The organism is Bartonella sp. AP1QHHD, assembly GCF_042196265.1.
Classification (GTDB): Bacteria; Pseudomonadota; Alphaproteobacteria; order Rhizobiales; family Rhizobiaceae; genus Bartonella.
The window spans coordinates 20863-46171 of the sequence record NZ_JBHIPW010000021.1 but is presented as its reverse complement, the minus strand read 5'-3'; the positions used below and the strand labels follow the sequence as shown (position 1 = coordinate 46171).

Genomic DNA, 25309 nt, shown 5'->3' with positions numbered 1-25309 from the left:
ATGATGTAATAAGCGTTTTGGCCATATTCCACATCCACGAAGAATGAAGCTCTGTAGCTTTACGGTAAGGCATAAATTGCTGTTAGCAAATCTTCTTTTCCCTTTGAAAGAGGTAAAGATGCAAACAGTAAGCAACGTGATCTCTTAAAAGATAAAAAGATACCTTACCTTTGACTCTGAAAAGCGTGGGATTTTGTCTTTCGTAACAAATTTTTTTAAATAAAGATGATTTCATCTCTTTGTTTTTTTTAGTTAAAAATCTTTCCTGCAAACATTGTTTAGCCAGAATTGAAGAAATAATATCATTTATCGATTATCAATATGGAGGCTAAGATTATGAAGCCACAAGATTCTTCCCTCCCTCATTCCTCACAAACACCAGAAGGAGCAAGTGCAAATGAATCTTTAGAAGACCTTATTGCACGTTTAATGCAAAGTTCCATCCAAACAGAAGAAGAACATGTTGCACCGAGTTCTGACGAATTAAAAGATATTATTACAGGCTTAGAAGATGATCTCGTCACCGGCCGTTGGATTAACTCTTATTATGAAAACACAGATATTAGATTGATGCCAGCTCTCGTAGAAAAAGCAAACAGCAAATATCCAGAAATGAATCTCAAATTGGCTCTTACAGCAGAAGAGTTTTCGCACGCCCTAAAAGAAGTCGTTGAGAGCGGTGCAAATTCTGCCCGATTTATAGTCAATTCGGGAAGCAAAATCCACTTTGCAGTCCTTGATTATCAAAAAGTTGATGACAAAATTTCTTTGATTATGCTTGAACCTACAACATTTCAGAATATCACGGCTTGCAAACTAGGGATAAAAATAAATCAAACCCTTCAATGTCTTCAACTGCCTCCTTATTCTTTTACCACGGCAGAAATGGATATTCAGCGAAGCTCTTCTGAATGCGGGATGTTCAGCTTTAAGCCTTGCCAAAAAGCTTCATCTTGAATCTGATAAATTAGCAAGACTGCACAAAGATAATGTTAAGGGTGTATTATGTGAACCCAATTCATCTGTATCTGCTGAAAAGTTAGATTCCTATCTTCCAACCACTTTTTATAAACACACACAAGGAAGAAGAGGTCTAGAACACTATTTAAAAGCCAATCCCGATGCTGAACATGAAACAGTCAACAAAAAAGGTGAAACTCTGAGAGAGAGATTTGAAAAAAACTTAAGAGAAACAGAGGGAAAAACTGTTTCCGTTTCTTCCCACCAAAAAAGGCTCACTGAATACAAATCTTTAACGATGTAATTGAGGCTTTTTCCATATTCCTATTCATCAAAGAACGAAGAGAGGCTGCTTTACGGCTAAGATTTCTCTAAGCAAACCAGCTTTTGCGTTCATAAAATAAAAATAGCAAACAACTTTCCTCTTAAAGAAAAAGCACCATTGTCCTATAAAAACCAGCCCCTCTTAAAATTGTATCAAAATTCCACAGCTCTTGTTAGCCCAAAGCTCTGTGTAACAATGAGACTCTTTGGATAAGCAAAACGTTTGATACATAAAATATTTAATGCTTTCGTCTTCAGTAAAAGCATATGTCTTGTTTTTCTGAGAGTATCCACTTCGTATCTCAAACACCCCCACATCAATGCCATACGACCAAACAACCGCAATAGACCACACTTATCGTGCATCAACCCAACAGCTGCCCGCACCCCAAGAAGGCTCCATCAAAAACACCAGGACAAGCTCTTAAAATCTACAACCTCTCTTAACGGAAAACACCAGCCCAACCATTATTCCACTTGGCCAACTATTACCCCATTCCCTAAGATGTCACAACCAACCTTTTGATTTCATAAAAGTTTCACATCTCTTCTGTTTTTGAAGCGTGAAAAAATTCATTTTTAATCTGTCAACCAGCCTCACGTTACCGTGAGGCTTTATTTTATGGAGAAGCAAATGAGAAAAATATCAGCAGCAGGGCTTGCACTCATTAAACAATGGGAAGGATTGCGTTTACATGCCTATAAAGATGCCATCGGGGTGTGGACAATTGGCTATGGTCATACCAGCACGGCTGGCAAACCGTTCGTTCACAAGGGCATGATCATTACTGAAAAACAAGCAGAAGAAGTTCTTTCTCAAGATTTAAGACAATTTGAAAATACCGTTGAAAAACATGTGACGGTTTCTTTAACGGATGAACAATTCGCCGCGCTCGTATCGTTTTGCTATAATATAGGAACATCGGCTTTTTGTAATTCGACCCTGCTCAAAAAACTCAATAATGGCGAATATGAAGCCGTCCCTGCTGAGTTACAAAAGTGGACTAAAGCAGGAGGAAAACGTCTTCACGGTTTAGTGCACCGTCGTGCAGCAGAATCGGGATTATGGGCAAAAGGAGCTTATGTTTCTCCCAACTACCAAACTGTAGAAACGCAAGCTCCAATGGGATTTTTCAAAGCAGAAGCGCTTATACCGATTATTGGTTCTTTTTCTGGACTTGGGGGCTTATTGGCAGGCAATGGTCCCATCCAATGGGCATTAGCAACCATTATGGTTTTAGCCGCCTGCGTTGGCATTTTCTTTGTGGCAAAACGGTTTCGGGAGCAGCGCTTATGATGTGGTGGTTGAAAAAAAATCTGATGATAACAGGAGCGGCTCTGACCGCTTTTTTTATCGCTTTAGCAAAAGCTTTCACTCTTGGAAAGAAAGTTGAACAACAAAAGCAAATAGAAAAAACGCTAAAGTCATCAACAACACGGCTAGAGGTGGAAAATGAAATTAATCAAAAAAGTGATGCTGATGTACGCGCTTCTCTTACTCACTGGTTGCGCGATAAAAACAATCAATGAGCCTTTTTCTTGCGTTGGTTGGATGCCCATTTATTTAGACAAAAAAGATCTCAATATCATCAGTTCAAATCTCGCAAGAGATATTTTAAAGCATAACAAACAAGGGGAAGGCTTGTGTGGGTGGAAACATGGCTAGAAAAAAAACAGAAAAACAAACAGAGCTTACAGAAAAGGAAAAAGAAATCCTACAAGAAATCATCACAACGTATAAAAGTGTAAAAATGATGTCACGCTATACGAAGTGGATTATATTCATCATTTTCTTATTAGCACTTGATTTTTCACGGATCATAGATGTGCTGGGAAGTATTTTTACACAAAAATCGAATATTCAGCTCTAAAATAAATAAAAAACGTGAGACGTGTTAAATCTTTTAAAAAGATAAAAAGCCATTCGTTATTTTTTGAAAACATGGAGATTTTATTGATGATTTTTTCATGTCTCACGAGAATTTTTTACACGCCTCATAAACGTCGTGCTCTTCACAAACGCTTTCATGAAATGAATTTAGGGGTATGAAGAGAGATTTTTAACCAACGCGTAAGTCAGCAACTTTGGTAACATAAGAAAAGGATCATACCAACGTACATTTTTTTAATAAACTATTGATATCCAAATGATTTTATACTCTTCATAAATAGCATTGCCAAGAATTTGTATTAAAAGATATTTCTTTTAAAGAAGCGCATAAACAAGCAATGTAATGGTAGCCTTACATAAAGCCTCTCATCTTTACGTTTAATAAAAAAGCAAGCTGGCTCCTCCCACCCTCTCAATGCCCTTATGTCCTATGCATAAAGGTCAAGTTGAAGAGAATATATGGAAAATCCTTGGCTCGAAAATATGAAAAGAAAGCATGAGGATACAACAGAGTTTCGCGTGCCTTTATCATCAGAAGCATTAAAAATTCTAACACAAGCGCGCCTACTGTCTTGTCATGATTTTTTCGGCTACCTGTCATGGTCCCCTTAGCTCAAAAATTGCTCCCCACTTAAGAATTTTCTGTCACAATATAGGCAACAAACAGAACTTGAGTATAACAACATGGGTTTGGCTCTAGGTGATGAGCTTACCGAAAAAAAGATGAGAGCAAGGCGAAAAATTAGCTTTTATCTTTAAGCTTCTCAAATGGAGCAGTCTCCTCATTCCAAAAACTACCCAAACAGAAAAATGCTTGTCCCAGTATATAAAAGCCCTTTAACAGAGAAAACCCTTATTTTTTCATACAAAAGCTTGAAATACCAGCATCTTATTCATAAAAAAACAAACCAGCCCCATCATGCTCTTTTCAACTCTGTCTTTCCAACGCTCAATAGGTACTAACTCTTAACTACTGACTCTTCTTAACTACTGACTTTTAATGATTACGTTGGTTCATAAAAACCGTAGTGACCTCTCACCTTATGAAGCACAAACACAGGATTTTTTAACGGGGCATGCATAAACCTGAAATGAAAAAATAGAACTGTATTAGGAATAAATTACTATAAATCAAAGAGTTATATTTTTATTAGCACAATATTTTCAAAGGAAACCACGATCCCCGCACAATAGAAACATTTCATAAAAACAAGAGAAAAAGCCAAGAACCGAGAATGAGATTCATTCACAATAACGGTAGATCAACCAGTGGAGAATAGAACAATCCTATAAGATAAAGAAACTGTCATAAAAGGAAAAACTGTATGAAACGTGAAAAAGCATAAAAAAACGGGCACAGAAGACCCGTTTCTTTATTACGTCTATGGAAAAGAGCTTAGAAATCCATTCCACCCATTCCGCCCATTCCACCAGCAGGCATCGGAGGCATTGGTGTATCTTTCTTTGGAACTTCAGCAACCATTGCTTCTGTTGTGATCAGAAGGCTCGCAATTGAAGCCGCATTCTGAAGAGCAGAACGCAAAAACTTTCACAGGATCAACAATTCTTGAAAGCAATCAAATCACCAAATTCACCGGTTGAAAAACATGAAAAAGCATAAAAAAAACGGGCACAGAAGACCCGTTTCTTTATTATTTCTATGGAAAAGAGCTTAGAAATCCATTCCACCCATTCCGCCCATTCCACCAGCAGGCATCGGAGGCATTGGTGTATCTTTCTTTGGAACTTCAGCAACCATTGCTTCTGTTGTGATCAGAAGGCTCGCAATTGAAGCCGCATTCTGAAGAGCAGAACGCACAACTTTCACGGGATCAACAATTCCCAAAGCAATCAAATCACCGAATTCACCAGTTGCGGTATTGTAACCATAAGTGTCAGCATTATTTTCCAGCACTTTGCCCACAATAATAGCGGCTTCTTCACCAGCATTGCTTGCAATCTGGCGCGCTGGTGCTTGTAGAGCACGACGAACGATACTAATACCAGCTTCTTGGTCAGGATTACTTCCCTTAACGGTCAACGCATTTGCTGCACGCAACAATGCGGTACCACCACCAGCAACAATACCTTCTTCAACAGCAGCACGTGTTGCATTCAAAGCATCATCAACACGGTCTTTCTTTTCTTTCACTTCAACTTCTGTTGCACCACCCACACGGATAACAGCAACACCACCAGCGAGTTTAGCAAGTCTTTCTTGCAATTTTTCACGGTCATAGTCAGAAGTTGTTTCTTCAATCTGAGCCTTGATTTGATTGACGCGAGCAGTAATTTCACTCTTTTGTCCAGCACCATCAATAATGGTGGTGTTTTCTTTAGAAATATTCACTTTCTTTGCACGTCCAAGCATATCCAAAGTGACATTTTCAAGTTTAATGCCCACATCTTCAGAAATAACCTGTCCGGATGTCAAGATAGCGATATCCTCTAACATTGCTTTACGGCGATCACCAAATCCAGGAGCTTTTACAGCAGCAATTTTCAAACCACCACGCAATTTGTTGACAACGAGCGTTGCCAAAGCTTCACCTTCCACATCTTCAGCGATAATGAGAAGTGGTTTTCCAGACTGAACAACAGCTTCAAGCACAGGAAGAAGAGATTGCAAATTAGACAATTTCTTTTCGTGAATGAGAATGTAAGGATCATCAAGATCAGCGACCATTTTCTCAGCATTTGTGACAAAATAAGGGGAAAGATACCCACGGTCAAATTGCATTCCTTCAACGACTTCTAATTCCGTTTCAGCAGTTTTAGCTTCTTCAACGGTAATGACGCCTTCATTGCCCACTTTTTCCATAGCATCAGCGATCATTTTACCGATTTCAGCAGCGCCATTAGCGGAAATTGTTCCCACCTGTGCAATTTCTGCTGAAGTTTGGATTTTTTTTGCTTTTTTGAAGAGGTTTGCCACCACTTCTTCAACAGCAGCATCAATCCCACGTTTAAGATCCATTGGGTTCATGCCCGCAGCAACAGCTTTAACACCTTCTTGCACAATAGCTTGTCCTAAAACAGTTGCTGTTGTTGTTCCATCACCAGCAATATCATTGGTTTTAGAAGCAACTTCGCGCAACATTTGTGCACCCATATTTTCGAACTTATCTTCCAGTTCGATTTCCTTTGCAACGGATACACCATCTTTTGTGATGCGAGGCGCACCGAATGATTTATCAATCACCACATTGCGACCTTTAGGGCCGAGTGTCACCTTAACAGCATTAGCAAGGATGTCGACACCGCGCAACAAACGCTCACGCGCTTCACGGCCAAATTTGACTTCTTTAGCAGCCATTTAATTTCTCCTTGGAGTTTTCTCAAAATAGTACACAATGAAAAATTAAGCGCTTCAATTAGCCCATAATTCCCATAATGTCAGATTCTTTCATAATGAGGAGGTCTTCCCCATTAATCTTGACTTCAGTTCCAGACCATTTTCCAAACAAAATACGGTCTCCTGTTTTGACTTCTAAAGGCACGCGCTTTCCGTTATCATCGAGAGCGCCATTGCCAACAGCAATCACTTCGCCTTCTTGGGGTTTTTCTTTTGCTGTATCAGGGATGATAATCCCACCAGCCGTTTTATTTTCAGATTCAACCCGACGGACAACGACACGGTCGTGAAGTGGGCGGAATTGTATATTAGCCATGTTTTAAATCCTTAAAACTGAACATAATTGCATTAATCTTAAAAGTTCTTGCTAGCACTCTCAAACTACGAGTGCTAGCATGTGTTAGATATAAAATCGGCATCTCTCAATGTCAAGAATAGCCATAAAAATAATTTCTCTAAATGAAGCTTGAAAGTCTTGCCTCTTATTGCACTTTCGCGTTATCTATCTTTTTTGAGAACCCGTGAACAAAAAAGGATCTTAATCATGGTTGAAACACGTCAGGAAACGGATAGCTTTGGAACGATTTCGGTACGTCAAGATCGTTATTGGGGCGCACAAACTGAACGTTCTCTGCATAATTTTAATATTGGCAGTGAAAAGCAGCCTCTTGCCATCATCTATGCCTTAGTCCTTGTCAAAAAAGCAGCAGCGATTGTAAATATGGGCAAAGGAAAACTACCAGAAAATATTGGAAAAGCAATTATTGCCGCCGCTGATGAAGTGCTTGCTGGCGATTTTGATACACATTTCCCACTATCCGTCTGGCAAACAGGTTCTGGCACACAAAGCAATATGAATGTCAATGAAGTCATTGCTAATCGTGCTAGTAAGATTTTGGGAGGAAAACTTGGAAGCAAAAAACCAGTTCATCCCAATGACCATGTCAATATGAGCCAATCATCGAACGATTCCTTTCCCACGGCGCTTCACATTGCCACCACGTTGCAAACACGCCAACACTTACTGCCAATCCTTGAAGCTCTTATTGCGACATTAAAACAAAAAGAGCAAGAATTTGCAGATATCATTAAAATCGGCCGCACCCATACGCAAGATGCAACCCCTTTAACCTTAGGGCAAGAATTTTCAGGCTATCGTGCCGCATTAGAAGCCAATCTTCAACGCATTGAAAATGCTCTAACCGATGTCCAAATGCTTGCTCAAGGTGGTACGGCTGTTGGCACAGGGCTGAATGCGCCAAAAGGTTTTGACGTTGCTTTTGCGCAAACAATGAGCACTCTCACAGGAATAACATTCCAAACTGCCAGCAATAAATTTGAAGCACTTGCCCATCATGGCGCCCTTGCGCATTTCCACGGAAGCTTGAATGCTCTCGCTGCTGATCTGTTTAAAATTGCCAATGACATTCGGTTTTTAGGCTCTGGTCCACGTTCCGGTTTAGGGGAACTCAGTCTTCCTGAAAATGAACCCGGATCTTCTATTATGCCCGGCAAAGTCAACCCCACGCAATGTGAAGCCTTAACCATGGTTGCATGCCAAGTTTTTGGTAATCACACCAGCGTAACCTTTGCCGCAAGCCAAGGACATTTTGAACTCAACGTTTATAAACCTGTTATTGGCTATAACGTTTTACAATCAATTACCCTTCTTGGTGATTGCATGCGTTCTTTTGATATGCATTGCATTCAAGGATTACGGGCCAATCGTGTTCATATTCACTCGCTCATGGAGCGCTCACTCATGTTAGTCACAGCTCTTGCACCAGAAATTGGCTACGAAAAAGCTGCTGAAATTGCCAAAGCAGCGCATAAAAATGATACAACTTTGCGCACCGAAGCATTAAAAGCAGGCGTTTTTGTAGAGGATTATGACCGATTAGTTGATCCCAAAAAGATGATTGCTCCCCAATAAACAACCCACCAAAAAAGATGCAAACATCTTAAAACAAATTTTTCTGTCAAAAGATCGGGGTGTAACCACCCCGATGATGACCGATAACAATTACCCACAGCGTTCATTTTAGGCTCTGATCCGCATTTATGCTATGGGTGGTTTTGTTGCTTATATTGTACTTAAAAAGCACAACGATTTTGAAAAGGAATGGATAATCATAGCTCAACACCCAATAGCTATACTGGCAGAAAGTGATTTAAATGGATATGACCTTAAGGTGTTTTTCATTCTAGCTTCGCGTCTTGATTTTGAAAATCTATTAGCTATCAACGAAACAGAATTAGCTCAAAAAAATCGGTGTTATCGGTATTAATAGACATAATTTCAATCGAAGTATAAAAAGATTAATGAATTCATCGTAGTTACGCTTTACAATGTTATCATTATTGATAACATTGGGTAGATAACTCTTATCTCAATGAGATAATGTGTTTATTTATAATGATAATCTAGCGTTATCCATATTGAACGAGAATCCTAAATACCGTAAGATTTTCTCATTTTAAATCGGTCCCATGTTGCATCAATCAAAATCACTGACTTGCACATCACAAACGCAATGAATGTATGAATAGAAATTGTATCCGATAAGGACAAAAACACCTCTAATGAACCACCTTAAGTGCCAAGGACTGTCACAACGGACAAAGGGACCTGTCACAACATTGTGGAGAGGACTGTCACAACACCCCACGAACTGGCAAATATAGTAATGGTACCGGCTTGCTCCTTTATGAAGCGTAAAAGAGATGCTCAATAGATTTATTATTATACCATTCACAATCGCTGTCATGAAATGGGTTTAGGAACATTGAGAAATGTCTCTTTTATGAAGCGTGAAGATGGGGGTGCTCAATAGAGGAACAGCTGTTGGAACAAAATTCAATGCACCGAAAGGTTTTGACCTTTGCTGAAACAATCCGCTCTCTGACGGGGATGTCCTTGACAGCTCGCAAGAAATTTGAGGCATTTGCCCATTATGACGCCCTCACCCATTTCCACAAAAATCTGAGTGCACGCGCTAATCTGTTTAAAATTGCCAACGACATTCAGTTTTTAGGCTCTCATCCACGTTCCGGCTTTAAGCAAACGGAACGGAGAGTTTATCCGTTTTACATGGCGCATAAGAAAACTCATGAGACTTGAGATTCTCGCACTTTACTCCTTCTTATTCTTCGTATTCCATTCAATCAATCAAAACTATTCGCTTGGATTATCATAAGCAAAAGTGGCATATAGATAAAAAAGAAATAAAGTCGCTCATCCCCTCAAGTGCTCAAAAGGCTACCGCAATACAAAGCTACGCAATATCAGAAACGAGCAAAGAATATGATGGTGCCAATATGCATTTTTTACGATCAATTGAATATGTAAGCACATTGATGTCAATCATAATGGATAATACATTTAATAACAAAAAGTGTTTTAATATATATAAAATAATGTTTTTTAAATAAATAAAAAGCTTGTTTACTATACTATAATTTTTTCTAAAACACAGAGAACACTGAAGGCGTATATAAAAAATCCTGAAAAATCAATATAAACGCGGGATAATAGCATGAAAACAAGTTTTAAGAACGCTTCAATATGGTTAATTATATATTTTATACGTATTTTAGTTTTCATAATGATATTAAGTATAGATTTTTTTAACCAATTTGTATATAATACGATTTGTATCTGAAATAAATTGGGGACGTTTTTATGAAAACAAAATGTTTAGTTGCACTATCTATTTTCACCTTCATTACCGCTTCAACAGCGCAAGCAGCAGATACGGTAATCTTTAAGCAATCAGAACCGAAGGTTTCATTGCAAGATGTTTCATCGTCACGTATTTCACCGGTTACTGTTTCTGCGCCTTTTTCTTGGTCTGGTTTTTATTTTGGAGGACAAATTGGATATTTTTCCAATAAAAATACTCTAAATTACGCACAAGAAGCTAGGGAAGGAAAATGGGCTTGGGTTGATAGAGATTTATCACCGAAACTATCAGGATTGAGAGCAGGTTTGTATGCAGGTTCTAATATTGATCTGGGAGATCTTGTTTTCGGTTTTGATACCGATATGGTCTGGTCTGGAAGGAAAAGCACCCAAACAGACAATGGAAAGAAAATTCTAGATGAATCAAACTCCATTAACATTGCCTTTAAAAAAGCTGGGATTCCTATCATAAAACCTGCAGCTCAGGGTGAAACGATATCCAACTATGGTGACATTGTTGTTAGCAGTGTAACATTGAAAGAAACGTGGTCTGGTGCCACGCGTGCGCGTATTGGTTTTGCTTCCCATCGTCTTATGCCTTATATTGCAGGGGGTATAGCCTATACACAGATGCAATATATCATGTCACTTTTATCAAAATCGCAAGAAGATTCGACAATTTTTGCTTCTGGCAATGTGTTAGATGAGACAAAAACAATGTTTGGTTACACTGTTGGTGGTGGTTTTGATCTTGCAATGACAGATAATATCATCATGCGTACAGAATATCGTTATTCAGATTTTTTTAAAAAGAAATTTGCAAACGATAACCTTAAAATCTCTTCTCAAACGCATGATGTTCGCTTTGGTATCGCTTATAAATTCTAAGTTTTGTAGAAAAATTGAACGATTAAAAAACCCTGTTAAAAACGGGGTTTTTTAATGCCCCTTTCCCCCTAAAAAGACGTAGATTCTAAAAACCAGTACTAAACTGTAAACAAATAGTCACGAAACAATAAAGCCTCTCCCTCTCTTAAAGCAAACTCCTATCCTCTCAGCCTTTCATGTCGTGCATTGGGAATATAAAAGCTTTACCATCATACCACTGGGCGCCATCGTAAAATAAATGAGAGCCGTTATGTAAGAGATATTTCTTTAAAAGAAATATGGATATTGTGCATCAATTGCAGTGTTATAGGATGATGTTGACTTGGCCTCCCCGCTCTTAAAGGATAAAGATTCTAAAAACCCATTTTTAAACACCCATTTTTAAACACCATGTCCGTTTATAAAAGCACAAAAACTCTTGGGGGGATATTGGGGGGATTTTAGCGGGTTTCTTTGGGCTCCTCCTCATGGAATGCCCTTAAACCTAAAGCAAGACAAACACATTTAAGAATATCCAACACACACCGAAAAAAATACTGTAACGTTTCAAGGAAGTATGCCCTATATTACCACACTTCAAACGACAGTATTTTACCGCTATTGTATGCCAGAGTGGAAAGAGGATATTGCGGTTCTCTGTTTATGTAATTTCTGTAACGGGGAGACAGCTTCATTTAGGGAGCACATGAAGTTTTCAAGGTAAAAACCAATTTCCAACCTTACCATTTCCCTCTGCTTTACGACTTTCAAAAGCCTCTAAAGCAAAATCTTTTAAGCCTCTCATGCTCCTGTCTTTTAAAGAGAGGAGATTACGCATTACCTCATGCTGGTGTTTCTCACGGATCTTTTTTGGATCACACCCCTCATGTCATACGACAACGCTTCAAACCAAACACACTCAAATTCAAGACACTTTGGTTGCCAATTCACATGCGTGTTTTAAAGAAACAGCTCTCAAAACCCTCAAGCCCATTTTGCGACAGCACCTACAAGAATATAAAATCTATAGAGCACCATCTCTACACTTCATAAAAGTGCAAGCAGGCACCCCCCCCCATCCATCATACACTTTACCTCCAATGATGCCCTTGAAACGGCATAAGAGGCATTTTTATTCATTTTTTGTAAAATTTCACTCCACGCGAGCTCATCTAGCTTGTAACGTACGAGCGACATGATTTTAGTTGATTTACTATAAGCAGACTTGAAATGAAAGAATCCTACGGTATTCAATGTTTTTCATTCAACATGCAAAACATTGAACACGGTCTATAAATCCCACGTTTTATAACCCCCCATGTTTTATAAATCCCACGTTCTATAAAACAACGTGATGCGCCGTAACAGGATAAAGGAAAATATTTATGAAGTGGTGCGGGTGGTCGGACTCGAACCGACACTCCTCTCGGAACCAGATTTTGAGTCTGGCGCGTCTACCAGTTCCACCACACCCGCACACTGCTATAAAAGACAGGACTATAAAAGACAGACTTGTCGATTATTCCTTTGCACTATATGAAGAAGAACAGATTCGTCAACAGAAGACTTCTCATTTTTTAAGAATTCATATCATTTTCTTATCTATTTTATGAAATACTTTCTTTATTGGATTTCTCTACCGGATTTATAGCAATCTCATTTGTAAAGTCTTTACCTCTTAAACTTATAAAAGCCTCATGATATTAAACAAATTAAAGCTTTGGACGATTTCTTTAGCAAATCGGCGTACAGCACCACACTGGCTTGGTTTCATTGCCTTTATTGAAAGTTCTGTTTTTCCAATTCCCATAGATGTTTTATATATTCCGATGCTGCTTATCCATCAAAAGCGGGTTTATCGCTATGCTTTGATTGCGACGATCTGTTCTGTATTAGGAGGCATTGCCGGTTGGTTTATCGGACATTTTGCCTATGATACCCTTGCCAAACCCATTTTAGAAATTTATGGTAAGGTTGAAAGTTTTGAATCTCTGAAAAATAGTGCAACCCTGCAGTTTCTCATCATTTTACTGATAACATCAGGTTTTTTTCATCTTCCCCCCATCAAGATTGTCACAATTTTGGCCGGTGTTATGAGTGTGCGTCTTGAATTTTTCATTCTTATTTGTATTTTTTCCAGAGGCGCTCGTTTTTATCTTCTCGCGTGGCTGATTAAACATTTTGGGCAAAAAGCAATGAATTTTCTAGTACAGCATTTTAAATGGATTGTTCTCATTGGTTGTGTTAGCCTCCTTTTAATTTATGGGATTTTCATAGCTTTTTTAAACAAGAAGCTTTTATAAGGAACAGACTTAATGGCATGCGTTTTGTCTTCTCACCCACTTTTACACAAGCACCTTCATCTTGAACCCAGCAGAAAAGAACAAAGTTTATGGGCTTTTTTTCTCGCTTTTTGCTTGTCTGCCACAATAGGTATTGCCCTTGGTTTTGAATATTTCGGAGGATATCTTCCTTGCGATTTATGTCTCATAGAGCGTTTTCCTTATTATGGAGCCATACCATTTTTGCTCTTAGCAGGTTTTGGAGCATGTTTTTTTCGCATAACTGCTTGGATACAACTTTTATTTTTTTGTGTTTTTGTCTTAATGTGCATCAGCCTTGTTTTAGCCGTTTATCATGCGGGTGTTGAATATGGCTTTTGGGAAGCTCCCCTCAGTTGTGGTTTAAGCGCAGTCAGAAAAACCTCAGACATTAACCAGCTGCTCAGCCAATTAAACAACATTCATCCTCCTTCTTGTTCTGAAGCATCCGCACGCTTTCTTTTTCTTTCATTTGCCGGTTGGAATGTCGTCTCAAGCCTATTTTTCAGCCTTATAAGCCTCTATATTACTTCAAAAGGGCTCCTTTCAGTCCATAAAAAACTCTAACCATAAAATAGAAACGAAACCGCGTGCACTCGTTCTCTCCAATCGCTTTCCACCAACAACCCTCCAGTCACCAATCCCCACCCAAAACCACCCACCCGCCAAACCAACCCACCAACACCAACGAGTCACCAACATCCCTCCTCTAGCGTTGTACTCAAAAAACAAAAATGAGCAGATACATCCATTTTATGGTTTCACCTCTCTGTACTTATAAGTAACATTTTGATAAAAACTCGTGATAGAAAAGCCGTAAAATAATAAGTGAGGGGACCAGTAAATATAAATGGTCTGCTATGGCTGAAGATAAGAACACAGAGCCTTCTACCCTATCACCTATTTCCTTAGATATAACCAAACTTGAAGAACCATGTGTTATGATGGAACATGATCATAATGCATGGCGCGAGCATATAAAAGAAAGGGATTTAAATGCGCCTTACGAAAAACCACCTCATATAAAACCACGAATCAAATCGGCCCCACGCATCAGACAAGTTTTTTGGTGCGATTTTCCTCATGATTCGATACTCCCTGAATTTTGGAAAAAGCGGCCTGTTTTAGTGCTTTCTAAGAATGCAAAATTATATGGAAATGTGACAGTTTTACCTTTTTCAACGAAATCACAACCCAATAATCCCGCTGCGTATCCAATACAATCTCCTATAGAGAATAAAAAAGCATGGATTATCTGCAATTATGTCACAACAGTTTCTGTAAGTCGTTTAAGTTGCTCACGTACCGTTCCAAGGTTATCCTGCGAAGATTTTCATAAAGTTGTAGCTCTGATGCTCAAATATTTACCGCATTTACAGTATTGACTTTTGAGAAAAATAAGTGTATCTATATCACCATACACGGCATCAGTAATGGTGGCCGCTTCCCCGCAAGGGGAGATAGGAACGAAGGAGTGGGAAACCGCTCCTTTCGTCATTTTTGGTATTTTTTTGAAAACTTTTTAGCCATTTTTGCAACCTTCCCTAGAACATATCCAATATCCCTCCTCCACCGTTGTTGTTTTGAAATATCTGTGATTTGGGATAAGCAGAAAACAATATCCACACCTTGGATCCGGTAAAGTTTCCCATGGAGATTACCGTGATGTTGTCATATTTATCATTTCATTGCACAAAAAACCGTGCTGCCGTTGCTTAAACTTTATATGATTTGCCGCAATGGGAATATCTTTCCAAGATTGAAAAGTTGACAGAATTAATAAACTATGGAAATTACATAAAAGTGTAATACAAAATGTGCAATTGAACACTTTGTATCAACAGCACATTAAACACATGATGAAATTATGCATCATGGGATGCCACGGTGCTTTTTTTGTTTTGTTTAGAGAGTGTAATAAAAAAACTTTTTTGATTAAATCTTTTAAATTTGGATCATTATAATGAAAATCTTTCAAAAAATCGCGTTATATATTGTTACAATAGCCTTTTTCTTTTCACAGGTTTTGGAAGCTAATGCTTATTATTTGAATAGTCATTCTCAAGGTTCTAGTTTTGCTTCTACAGTGTCAAAAGAAAATAAAGTTGTTAAAGCTATTGATATGGTTATGGATCATATTTCAACACAAAGCACTGAACAAGATTTTAAAAAAGGTGTTGTAAAGGTAGGAGTTATGATGGGACTTGCACCAGTACTTTGGGGTCTTATTGCGTATTTTTCATGGTTGTTTTCTAAAAAGCGGGCTCCCTATCGTACACCGGGTGAAAGAGCATCTGATTCTTTTGCGGACAGTGCGTGGATGCTCGTTTAAACAACGTTTCACTTAAATACAGTTTAAACAGTAAGCTTATTTAATACTTAATAACATAAACTGTAATTCAGATTACAGTTTATGTTTTTTTATATTCAATTAATATTGTTAACTTTTCCCCACTCTACATGATAAATAAAATTTGATCAGCTATATTCATAACAATGCAATGCGATAAATTGAACACTGTTTGATATGATAATATCTCTTTCATTTATGCACTCCTACCCTTAAACCTACCCCTGCAATTACAGCACAAAAAACAATTCGTTACACGCTAAAAAATCCACCTAAATGCAAAAGCTATAACAACGCTCAACTTCGACTATTTGAATAACAGCGATCATTCAAACTTTAACCAACGCGATAATACGCCTATTCTAAACGATTTATGTACCACCTCATCCGCAGCACATTGCCAAATATCCGTACATTTCCCCGAAAAATTTTCATACTTTTACGCATAGTAAAAAAAGATTAACTTTAATCATATTGCATTCCTTAAATTTATAAGGAATTGCAAAATGCCCAAAAAAATCAAACAAAAATAGAGAGGTAAGTTACGAAACTACAGGGTAAATTTTACTGCCCAACAACGTCTATTTTTCCCCGTCTGAACAGTCAGAGGAACACTATAAAAATTATTTTCATTGAAAAACAATTACTTATAATCTATGGAAGAAAAGTAAAAATCTCCCCCAGCAAAAGAGATTACCTTCAAAATTATCAAAAAAAACAGCACAATTTTAGTGATCTTTTTATTTTTTTTCTTTTGATAAAATTAATTGGCAGGTGTCTTAGGAGCCCCTCCGGTAGGTTCCCAATTCGCAACAGCCGCTAATTCCTCAATGAGCTTCTCTCTTGGTAAATTATTATCATCCACCAACTTGTACTGAATGGCATTGTCACTAAGCCACTTTATAAGCGTTTTTTTAACAGTTTTACCACCCTCAGCCTCACTCACCGCTTCCCATGCCGCAACAATAGCTGCAAGCTTTGGAGCATAACGTGGATGCGTTGGATCTTGAAACGCATATTTTTGGTCCTTAGTCTCAGCAGAATCATCCTCAGGGAAAAGAATTTTAGGTCTCTCACCACGCGATGAAAGCCATTCTTTTAAATCATCTAAGGAAACAACAGAATATTCACCAATAGGACTCTCGTTCAAAGGCATCCCCTCAAAATCACAACGATAGTACCATTCTACCCTTAATTTTCCCTCTTTTGCTTCTCTTACTATATCACTATAAACAGCTCAGAACAAAGCAATTTTAGCGAGCGGTACTCGCTCCCCTCCTTCATAAATACCACTGTCTTCAAGTCTGTATTCGCCGGTAAATTCACATATGAGTGGATTCAAGCCCGCTATCAATAACGCTGCCTGCGATATTGATATTTTTGGAGAACGTAAAAACCATTCTAAACTTTTATCAATTTCCATATATTCCCCGCCTTTTTCTACGAAACTTAACATATTTTTCAAAACGCTAAGAGCAATCTCCTTCACTACACGGAGATTATCCTCCCCTCACATTGCAACTTATCACACTTTTTAATAATCCCACAATCAAACCCCTCCTTGTGATACACAAGAAAATGATTTGAATTGCTTCAATATAAGAAGTTTTGAAATGAGAAGAATCCTACAGAATTTTGGGCTTTCATGCAAGATATCAGGCAAGTTACAAGGCGATAAATGCCCCTTCATAAAGGGTAAATTTTTATGCGTGATCAAACAATTTGATATGATAATATCTCTTTCATTTATGCACTCCCACCCTTAAACCTGCCCCTGCAATTACAGCACAAAAGATAATTCGTTACACGCTAACAAATCCACCTAAATGCAAAAGCTGTAACAACGCTCAATGCGCGTAAATATCATAAGAATACTGTCTTACACCTCCACAAGCAGAATGAGTGGCGTAAAACTGTACAATAAAATGCCATGCCTATAATGAACCGTTCTAAAGACTGTCGCAACATTGGGAGCTAAAGTGTATGATGATGCCAGCTTGCTCTTTTATGAAGCGTAAAGATTAAGAAGACTCAATGGAGTTTATATTATTTCATGGAAATTTTGCGGCTCTACCCTTCTATACTCTTCACGGGGGCCCCTCGCGAAATGGGCTTTTGTCCCTTGAAAAAGGTCTCTTTTAAAGAATCATTTCAAATTCCAAGAGCTGTTACAGTCTTTTGAACGCATCAAATGAATGATGGTGCTAGCTTATTTTTTTCCATATATTCACAATACATTGAAATGCTCCATTCAAACATCCCTTTAGCAAAATAAAGCACATTGTCTCTTAAATTTTTTCACGCAATTATTTCTTTCATGCGCCCCTCTCGTCTCCATTTGATAAATCTCCTTGTACTTTCTCAGCATCCCATCACCTTTTTTCTCAGTGCAACCTTTTTGTAATTTGTCAGTTTTTAACTTTTAGATTGACTTTCGGTTTATTTTTCTTATGTTTTAGAATTATTCTAAAGTGCAGAGGTACAGAAAATGTTGAGATCGTTTTTTTCATTTGTACAACGTAAAGCTCTGTCCTTTCGTTCAGCACAAAACGTGATACTTAAAGCGCTCAAAATAAAAGAGCAACATGCGGCGCTCTATTTAAAATATGCAAAAGCTCTAGAACCTTATTCCTCTAAAGAAGCCGCGGTTTTTACCGCCATGGGGCTTCAAGAGCTTAAAAATTATCAGCAACTTTTGTGCCTTTCTTGCCATAATCGTGCAAACACTATCGGTTCATTATGTGACAGAACTTCTCTTGTGAAAGGCAAGAGCCGCCATCCCTCCCAAAAAACAACAGCGGCAAATCACACCATAAAAAAACCTTCGAAAACGCAAAGACAAACACTTTTGACTTGGATTCAACCAGGTCTTGCAGGATTAATGGATGGCTCTGTCTCCACCCTTGCCCCCATTTTTGCCGCAGCTTTTGCCACGGGAGACACGCATCAAACTTTTTTGATAGGGCTCTCAGCTTCAATTGGTGCGGGACTTTCAATGGGTTTCACAGAAGCAGCCCATGATGACGGAAAATTATCAGGGCGTGGTTCGCCATTAAAAAGAGGTCTTGCCAGCGGCATTATGACAACATTAGGAGGACTAGGTCATACTCTTCCCTATTTGATCAACTCTTTTTATGTAGCGACAATTATTGCTTTTATCATTGTTTTTTTCGAACTAGGTGCCATCGTCTGGATTCAGAACAAATACATGTCCACTCCCTTTTGGCGCGCCTCTTTACAGGTCATCATTGGTGGTGCTCTGGTTTTTGCCACGGGTATTCTTATCGGTAGTATCTAAAAAATCTTATCTGTAACCATAATTTAGATCTCAAATAAGCGCATGCCCCTAGGCATAAGCCATCCTTGATGATGCCATTATTGAAAAATGCCATTGATAATGTTAGGTGGTGTTGTGGAATATTTTAAGTCAGTAAGAGATGATAAGCAAGCTCTGGGGACAACCTATATCCACACACCTTTATCGACTTGGTTTTATAGATATCTTTTGTTAAAGTATCATTTTCTTCTAGACCTCATATTTTGGAAATGCCTCGATCATGTCGCACACTGAAACCAACGCCCCTCTAAACAATCATCCTGTCTCTTCTCAATCTTCACATGCCCAGACTTTATTTGTTCAGCGTCTTGCACACGGACAAGGTTTAGAACTTCCTTGCTACGCGACAGCGGGTTCTGCGGGTCTTGATCTACGGGCAGCAATTGGAGAAGAAGAAACGCTTGTTCTTACCCCTGGGCAGCGGGCACTTATTCCAACAGGTCTCATTTTTCATTTATCACTTGGGTTTGAAGCACAAATACGTCCACGCTCTGGCTTAGCCTTAAAACACGGCATTACATGCCTCAACACTCCAGGAACAATTGATAGTGACTACCGTGGTGAAGTCAAAGTCCTTCTTATCAATTTAGGCCAAGAAGACTTTTCCATCCAACGGGGCATGCGCATTGCCCAAACAGTCATCGCCCCCGTATCTCAAGTTAATGTTTGCACCATTGAACCAGAGCAAAATACCCAAAGCCATATAGAGAGCCGTGGAACAGGAGGTTTTGGTTCAACGGGACACACTTAAGAAGCTCTGAAAAATCGCTACTCTCAAAATAACACACATACTTATTCCAACCACTCTTTCACTGGAAATTCTTTGAGCTTTTAAAATGCAGAGGGAATGCGCATTTGCTTTCAAAGTTTTTTCACTAAACGCACCTATAAACAAGCATCTCTCAATTACGTCTCGTGCGCTATACAAAACTTCATTATCACCAGATACCCCTCCCCCATAACAAAAACATTGGCATTAAACATTGAGAGCTCACACACCGCTGGTAATGTCGACAATCTATACATCATATTGATTTATAATAATAATGAATTGTCTTGCAACTTAAATGAGAAATCTCAATACTGTAAGATTGTTTCATGGCAAGCCTATTTATATTAAATCAATCAAAAGCATGTTTCTCACATTCCAAACGTGGCTAGCATGCAGATAAAAACTGAAAAAATGCCTACAATAAATAGCACTATCACAACATTGGGAAAAAATATAAATACGATAATGGTGCTCGCTTGCTCTTTTGTTAAGCATAAAGATGGTGATGTTTGATAGGTTTTTTATTATGTTACGGGGGCTTTAACGTTGTACCATTTATGAACACCGCCGCAAAAAAGGCTTTAAGATGTATTAAGACACACAACAATCGCCCTTGGCTATTTTTCTTGATCGCACCTCTTGCGGCAAGATGAGTAGAGCTTAATCCTAAAAAAAACGATTCAATATATGAACCCCCTGCATAATATCAAACCCATGCGTATTTGGTTTAATAAATCCACGGAACCCTCATCAATTTCACTCTACGACTTTGAGTAATATGCTTTGCTTCCTGCAACAAAGGCTGTTTTTTATCACTAATCAGAGACATCAGCTGGAATATTAGCGTTTCCCGCAGGGCTCGTTGTTACGGCATCCACACGCCCCACAACGTTACCACCCGCTCCATCGACAACAGCATCCGCTACCCCTGTTGTTTTATTATTGATCTCACCTCTTGAGACAAGATTGGTAGAGTTTTGCAATCCTACAAGACCGATTTTATTATATCCAGCCATGCGTATTTGATTTAATAAATCGATGACAGTACCATAATCAATTTCGCTATCCGCTTTGATTAAAATTTTTGCCTCTAAATTTTGCGTAGTTTCCCTCAACAAAGCTTCTCTCAAAGCTGCTTGTTCTACAAGATGATCACCAATGTAAAGAGAACGATCTTTTTGCAACGTAACATAAAGAGGTTCATCAGACTGAACCACTGAAGGTGCTTGAGTTATAGAAGGAAGCTGAACGGAAATGACAGACGTTGCCAAAGGCGCTGCAACCATAAAAACAATAAGCAACACCAATACAACATCAATAAAAGGGGTCACATTGATTTCACTTTGCAACCCACTCTCGTCTATATCCCAATCATTATTAAGGCTTGCTTTCATTTTTTATGACTTTTCTGTTGTCTTTGCCTATCAAGTTCACGGCTCAAGAGCCTTTCAAGAGCAGCAGCGATATCGCCTAAATCACTGCGATAACCACTCAAAGCACGCATAAGGCTATTATACATAACAACGGCGGGAATAGCCACAAAAAGCCCAACAGCCGTTGCGAATAAAGCTTCAGCAATTCCAGGCGCCACCACATCAAGTCGCGTTGTTTGAGACTGAGCAATCCCAATAAAAGAGTTCATAATTCCCCAAACAGTTGCAAAAAGACCAACAAAAGGAGCAATTGCGCCAATAGTTGCAAGAACAGCACTTCCACATGCAACACGGCGTGTAGCAGCCAGCAAGCAGCGTGACAAAAGTGAATGAACCCTTTCTTTTAAACCTTCATGAACATCGCGAACCCTAGCATCGCGAACATCGCGGGAAACATCTTCATATTGATTGCTCTCCTCATAAAAGAGAATATCTTCAATCGTTTGTGCCCTTTCCCCTGTACTGGTTTTTTCACCAGAGCTTTCGTTTATCCCTTCAGGAGCAGAAAAATGAACCTGTTGTGCAGAAAGATACACCTCTTTAAGGACTTCTTTGAGAAAAAATACACCAGCCCCTTTGCTTTCTTTCAAGCTAGCTGCCAAACGCGTAAGAGTCTGAGCATTTAGAACCAATTGAAGTTCATGACGTACTCTTCGTTTTACCAAAGTGATCTCAACAATTTTCACAAAAGCAATTGTCCAAGACACAAGTGAAGCAAGTAACAAAATAATGATAACCGCTTTTACCACCCAATCAGCAGCCATAAACATAGAAAGAGGAGAAAAATCATGCACTGTCAATACAGCAGACATATTATCTAAAGGGACTGTTTTATCTAAAGGGACTGTTTCAGATTCCATTTTTATCTCACATTCTTGTGCTCTTATCTTTATTTATGAGCTGGGTCGTCACCCCGCATAGCATCACTGTTCCAAAATGCCACGACCCTTTTAACGTCACTTGTGTATTCCTCTTAAGAAAGAAAACTTGATAAATCAAGTATAGTTTTATTCCACAAGCTCTCTCTTAATTCTAAAGAAATCACTCAAGAAATTTTTCTCTAACAATTCAACAAGTTTATCTTACTCAATCAATTTATTGCATAAATTAGGCAAAATGATAAAGTTACAAGAAATATCGCATATAATATTTTCATTTATAAGAATAATTTATCATCATTCCTGTTAAATGAATTCCTCATATCGCAAAGCTTCTTTCATTTCAGCGGCTCTTTTAAATCCAACAAAATATTTGCTTACATGAAACAAGCAGCAAAAATATCATAAAACTCTTGAAGAAAAGGATACGCACATCTCTAAAAGCCCGTGCACTGAAATACCTCTCCTATCCTAAAATAAAAATATATCTTACGTTTTAAAAAAAAGAACTATCGCAATATCTTAAACTAACCAAAAGTATAATGGGAGAGCGCGCGTTGCCCCCAAATACATAGAGAACAAAGAGCCGCAATATCATTTCTTTTTCTTTGCTTCAAAAACATAAAAATGACATTATTTCTGCCGCAAACTCACAATAACCATGTTTTTTACCTGTCACAAGCCTAAAAAATAAACCTCAACACGCTTTTAAAAAACTTTTATAAAAACTGTGCCATGAGAAACTGAAGAATGGTGCTAAATTCTTGCAAAAGCATAAGACAATTTTTAACAAATGCGACCCTTTACAGACAGAGCATATCGTATAGGAAAGATTTATTTTATCAAAAACAGTTTTAAATTCGACAAAATGAAAGGAACCAAAAAAAGCTTTTGGCGTTACTCAAGCAGTGAAAATTTTCACTCCAATGCAAATGATCACTATGAACACACCAATACAAATATAATGAATCAAGAGGGAAAAATACCATGGCCCATAATAAAACAACACAGCACGATAAATCAGCCGTAGAAAAAGACCAACAAAAAGACCTACAAGGACAATTAGAAAAGTTACGCACTGAAATTTCAGGGATTACCTCAACCCTAACAGATCTTGGTGCAAACAAATTCAACGCCGCCAAAGACAAAGCGGAAAAACTATATCACTCAGCGAAAGAAAGTGGTGAAGACATGATGTCTCAAGCAAAAGACAAAATCAGTGATCTTGAACAAACCATGAATCAATGCGTTCGCAAAAATCCTGGCAAAAGCGTTTTGTTTGCCGCAGGGGTTGGTTTTATTCTTTCTCAATTACTGCGTCGTTAAGCAATGCATAAGTTTATCGCTCCTCTTTTAAACCATCTTGTCGGTGGAGGGCTTAAAAGCACAGTCAAGCAAGTACGCCTTCAAGCAATTTTCTATGGGTTTATTGGCATTTCATTCTTCATGTCTTTGCTTTTTTTATGTACCATCGGTTTTATTGCGTTATGTTCTGTTATGAAGCCTCTTGCCGCCGCTAGTATCATGTTTTTAATTTGTCTTTCTCTTGCGGGATTAGGTCTTATTATCAGTCGCATTCTCAAAACTTATCAACGCTATGACCAACAAAAAAAGACAGAAGAACAACGCCATAAACTCATGACAGATGCGACCGTTTCCAGCCTTGCAGCTCTCAGTCAACATCTCCCTTTTGCCAAATTGAGTGTTCCCATTCTCGGACTTGCAACTTATTTTCTGTGGAAAAAAGATAAAAAAGACCGCTTTTCAGAGTAAAATATGTAAAACTGTCACTCTAAATCCCCCCTCTCAATGTGCTTTCTTTTATGACAAAAGAAAGCACATTTTTTCCTCATAGTTTCTTTAGCTTCTTCAAGTTCCTGAAAAGAAATCCCCTTCATTTTGGTTAAAATTTCCATAGAACCGCTACACTCTCTTTCAGATTGCAACCCATGTTTCATGAACATGGCAACATGAGGCAAAGCTTGCGTTAGAAGTCCTAGTTTAATTTGAAGCAATGTAGTATTTTTTTAAGAAGAGATAGTTTATTTCTGCCTCTCTTTATATTTTCATAAGCCTTTTTTTCATGACCAAAGGTCACGTCATCGATTTGAATTTATTCATATTTTTCTGAACACTCATGTTTGTTACAATGACTATTTTGTTTAGGGGAAAAAACGCGCTCTCCCATAGCGCTGTAGTGAGCAACCTATATGCGTAAGCGAGCTTTAAACACAACAAATTTCCATAACGAACGTTGTCCACCAAGGAGTGCGTGGATTATAATTAACTTTTTTCTGATAAGATTTGCAGTAGAATATTGTCTTGATTTTTAAATAGCGCTTAAGAGGACGCTTTATCAATAATGGTCAATGGGATTATAGCTCCCATGATCTCTTCGCCAATCTTCTGGTTGTTGAAATTGGCTCGACCATAAACCGTTTTGTGCTTTTTGAGCAGCAGATTGTAGAGTTTTATAGTCTGCTGGGGATGGAAAATGATGCTGATCTTTTGTCAACACCATCAACCCTTCTGCCAGCCCCAAACGTGCCAGATCAACCCCATCTACAAAACATTGTGCATAATGAACCTGTTGAATGACACGTGCTTGCCGACAAGTAACATTTTTATCGATTGTTTTTGAGACAAGCCAAGCAGTAACAAAAGCACCACATGGCCACTTAACTCCGTTGCGTAAGGCAAATTGCCTCATTTCACAGCTTTCCACACCATATAAGCGGATATCACGGATAATCTTTTTTCTCCATCCATCATCCACGAGCGTGATCATTTTAAAGGTCACACCACTTGTGACCTGTATAGCACCGGAATAGACCGGCACATTTTCTTCATAAAATTGTGATGCGATTGGTTCTGGATGCAATACCACATTTTGTTGGCTTGCGTCTTGTTGGTTTGCATAATCTATCAATTGTGACTTCGGATTTTGAACGGGGTTTTCTATTGTCTTTTCTGTTCCTTTTAAAAAAGAATTTTGAGTAAGTTGTTCATTATTTTTAATTAAATAAAAGTATCCTAAAATAATAATACAAATTAAGACAATATATTTAGGCGCTGCTCGAAGATGTTTTAAAATTATCATTTTGAATATTACTGTATTTTATTGTTCATTAAATAATAA

The 25309-nt window shown here is 38.3% G+C and carries 22 protein-coding genes, 1 tRNA gene and 4 pseudogenes; 17 read left to right on the top strand and 10 right to left on the bottom strand.

The genetic code is table 11. The features are described 5' to 3' along the window. Positions 1-336: 336 nt before the first annotated feature. The 6 genes and pseudogenes from ACFIME_RS02935 to ACFIME_RS02910 form a co-directional block, all read left to right on the top strand. Positions 337-1264, top strand: a pseudogene (locus tag ACFIME_RS02935) (YopJ/AvrA family T3SS effector serine/threonine acetyltransferase). Between the two features lie 654 nt (positions 1265-1918). Next, a complete protein-coding gene (locus ACFIME_RS02930) occupies positions 1919-2581 on the top strand; it encodes a lysozyme (RefSeq protein WP_375684457.1) in 663 nt (220 codons plus the stop codon). Next, on the top strand, positions 2578-2814 hold the full coding sequence (locus tag ACFIME_RS02925) for a hypothetical protein (RefSeq protein WP_375606489.1): 237 nt from the start codon (positions 2578-2580) through the stop codon (positions 2812-2814). The genes ACFIME_RS02930 and ACFIME_RS02925 overlap by 4 nt, the downstream gene beginning before the upstream one ends. Continuing rightward, positions 2738-2950: a hypothetical protein gene (locus ACFIME_RS02920; protein ID WP_273790903.1), complete on the top strand. Its 213-nt coding sequence runs from the start codon at positions 2738-2740 to the stop codon at positions 2948-2950. The genes ACFIME_RS02925 and ACFIME_RS02920 overlap by 77 nt, the downstream gene beginning before the upstream one ends. After that, positions 2943-3155 (top strand): hypothetical protein, encoded by a 213-nt coding sequence (locus ACFIME_RS02915; protein ID WP_375617918.1) that lies wholly within the window; start codon positions 2943-2945, stop codon positions 3153-3155. Before ACFIME_RS02920 ends, ACFIME_RS02915 begins: the two co-directional genes overlap by 8 nt. Positions 3156-3593: 438 nt before the next feature. Next, positions 3594-3763, top strand: a pseudogene (locus ACFIME_RS02910) (integrase); the annotation flags it as partial. Positions 3764-4571: 808 nt separating this feature from the next. Here ACFIME_RS02910 and groEL read toward each other — a convergent pair. From groEL to groES, 3 genes and pseudogenes are all read right to left on the bottom strand, one after another. Beyond that, positions 4572-4777, bottom strand: a pseudogene (gene groEL, locus ACFIME_RS02905) (chaperonin GroEL); the annotation flags it as partial. A 70-nt stretch (positions 4778-4847) separates the two neighbouring features. Then, positions 4848-6491: a chaperonin GroEL gene (groL, locus tag ACFIME_RS02900; protein ID WP_273790908.1), complete on the bottom strand. Its 1644-nt coding sequence runs from the start codon at positions 6489-6491 to the stop codon at positions 4848-4850. Between the two features lie 58 nt (positions 6492-6549). Then, a complete protein-coding gene (gene groES, locus ACFIME_RS02895; protein WP_005774667.1) occupies positions 6550-6846 on the bottom strand; it encodes a co-chaperone GroES in 297 nt (98 codons plus the stop codon). A 228-nt stretch (positions 6847-7074) separates the two neighbouring features. On the opposite strand from groES, the gene fumC reads away from it, so the two are divergent. The 3 genes and pseudogenes from fumC to ACFIME_RS02880 all read left to right on the top strand — a co-directional run bounded on the left by fumC (position 7075) and on the right by ACFIME_RS02880 (position 11100). After that, entirely contained in the window at positions 7075-8463 is a 1389-nt protein-coding gene (gene fumC, locus ACFIME_RS02890) for a class II fumarate hydratase (RefSeq protein ID WP_375662471.1), read from the top strand. A gap of 902 nt (positions 8464-9365) precedes the next feature. Continuing rightward, positions 9366-9585: pseudogene (locus ACFIME_RS02885) on the top strand (lyase family protein); the annotation flags it as partial. Positions 9586-10212: 627 nt separating this feature from the next. Continuing rightward, positions 10213-11100, top strand: a complete 888-nt coding sequence (locus tag ACFIME_RS02880; RefSeq protein WP_375634495.1) for an outer membrane protein — start codon at positions 10213-10215, stop codon at positions 11098-11100. Between the two features lie 1370 nt (positions 11101-12470). Here ACFIME_RS02880 and ACFIME_RS02875 read toward each other — a convergent pair. Then, a tRNA-Leu gene (locus ACFIME_RS02875) sits at positions 12471-12555 on the bottom strand. Between the two features lie 221 nt (positions 12556-12776). On the opposite strand from ACFIME_RS02875, the gene ACFIME_RS02870 reads away from it, so the two are divergent. Then, the gene (locus tag ACFIME_RS02870; RefSeq protein ID WP_375662473.1) at positions 12777-13382 is read left to right on the top strand and encodes a YqaA family protein; all 606 of its coding nucleotides are present in this window, start codon (positions 12777-12779) and stop codon (positions 13380-13382) included. A 12-nt stretch (positions 13383-13394) separates the two neighbouring features. Then, positions 13395-13967 (top strand): disulfide bond formation protein B, encoded by a 573-nt coding sequence (locus tag ACFIME_RS02865; protein WP_375662474.1) that lies wholly within the window; start codon positions 13395-13397, stop codon positions 13965-13967. Here the strand turns inward: ACFIME_RS02865 and ACFIME_RS02860 are convergent. Continuing rightward, the gene (locus ACFIME_RS02860) at positions 13947-14096 is read right to left on the bottom strand and encodes a hypothetical protein (RefSeq protein WP_375662475.1); all 150 of its coding nucleotides are present in this window, start codon (positions 14094-14096) and stop codon (positions 13947-13949) included. The genes ACFIME_RS02865 and ACFIME_RS02860 overlap by 21 nt on opposite strands. 164 nt (positions 14097-14260) lie before the next feature. On the opposite strand from ACFIME_RS02860, the gene ACFIME_RS02855 reads away from it, so the two are divergent. Continuing rightward, on the top strand, positions 14261-14785 hold the full coding sequence (locus ACFIME_RS02855) for a type II toxin-antitoxin system PemK/MazF family toxin (protein ID WP_273790913.1): 525 nt from the start codon (positions 14261-14263) through the stop codon (positions 14783-14785). A 578-nt stretch (positions 14786-15363) separates the two neighbouring features. Beyond that, positions 15364-15732 (top strand): hypothetical protein, encoded by a 369-nt coding sequence (locus ACFIME_RS02850; protein WP_375662476.1) that lies wholly within the window; start codon positions 15364-15366, stop codon positions 15730-15732. A gap of 781 nt (positions 15733-16513) precedes the next feature. Here ACFIME_RS02850 and ACFIME_RS02845 read toward each other — a convergent pair. Then, a complete protein-coding gene (locus tag ACFIME_RS02845) occupies positions 16514-16900 on the bottom strand; it encodes a hypothetical protein (RefSeq protein ID WP_375662477.1) in 387 nt (128 codons plus the stop codon). Positions 16901-16987: 87 nt separating this feature from the next. Further along, on the bottom strand, positions 16988-17239 hold the full coding sequence (locus tag ACFIME_RS02840; protein WP_375662478.1) for a hypothetical protein: 252 nt from the start codon (positions 17237-17239) through the stop codon (positions 16988-16990). Positions 17240-18238: 999 nt separating this feature from the next. Here ACFIME_RS02840 and ACFIME_RS02835 point away from each other — a divergent pair. Beyond that, on the top strand, positions 18239-19048 hold the full coding sequence (locus ACFIME_RS02835; protein ID WP_375662479.1) for a VIT1/CCC1 transporter family protein: 810 nt from the start codon (positions 18239-18241) through the stop codon (positions 19046-19048). 259 nt (positions 19049-19307) lie between these two features. Continuing rightward, positions 19308-19838 (top strand): dUTP diphosphatase, encoded by a 531-nt coding sequence (gene dut / locus ACFIME_RS02830; protein ID WP_375662480.1) that lies wholly within the window; start codon positions 19308-19310, stop codon positions 19836-19838. Between the two features lie 836 nt (positions 19839-20674). Here the strand turns inward: dut and ACFIME_RS02825 are convergent. Together ACFIME_RS02825 and ACFIME_RS02820 are read right to left on the bottom strand one after the other, a co-directional pair. Continuing rightward, entirely contained in the window at positions 20675-21253 is a 579-nt protein-coding gene (locus tag ACFIME_RS02825) for a biopolymer transporter ExbD (protein ID WP_375684456.1), read from the bottom strand. Continuing rightward, the gene (locus ACFIME_RS02820; RefSeq protein WP_375684455.1) at positions 21250-22152 is read right to left on the bottom strand and encodes a MotA/TolQ/ExbB proton channel family protein; all 903 of its coding nucleotides are present in this window, start codon (positions 22150-22152) and stop codon (positions 21250-21252) included. Before ACFIME_RS02820 ends, ACFIME_RS02825 begins: the two co-directional genes overlap by 4 nt. 1005 nt (positions 22153-23157) lie before the next feature. On the opposite strand from ACFIME_RS02820, the gene ACFIME_RS02815 reads away from it, so the two are divergent. Both ACFIME_RS02815 and ACFIME_RS02810 read left to right on the top strand, forming a co-directional pair. After that, positions 23158-23496 carry a YqjD family protein gene (locus ACFIME_RS02815; RefSeq protein ID WP_375628058.1) on the top strand — a complete coding sequence of 113 codons (339 nt, stop codon included), beginning with the start codon at positions 23158-23160 and terminating at the stop codon, positions 23494-23496. Positions 23497-23499: 3 nt separating this feature from the next. Next, complete coding sequence (locus tag ACFIME_RS02810; RefSeq protein WP_375617902.1) at positions 23500-23943, top strand: hypothetical protein; 444 nt, start codon at positions 23500-23502, stop codon at positions 23941-23943. Between the two features lie 583 nt (positions 23944-24526). On the opposite strand, the gene ACFIME_RS02805 is transcribed toward ACFIME_RS02810, so the two are convergent. After that, complete coding sequence (locus tag ACFIME_RS02805) at positions 24527-25270, bottom strand: nuclease (RefSeq protein WP_375662482.1); 744 nt, start codon at positions 25268-25270, stop codon at positions 24527-24529. Positions 25271-25309 lie beyond the last annotated feature (39 nt).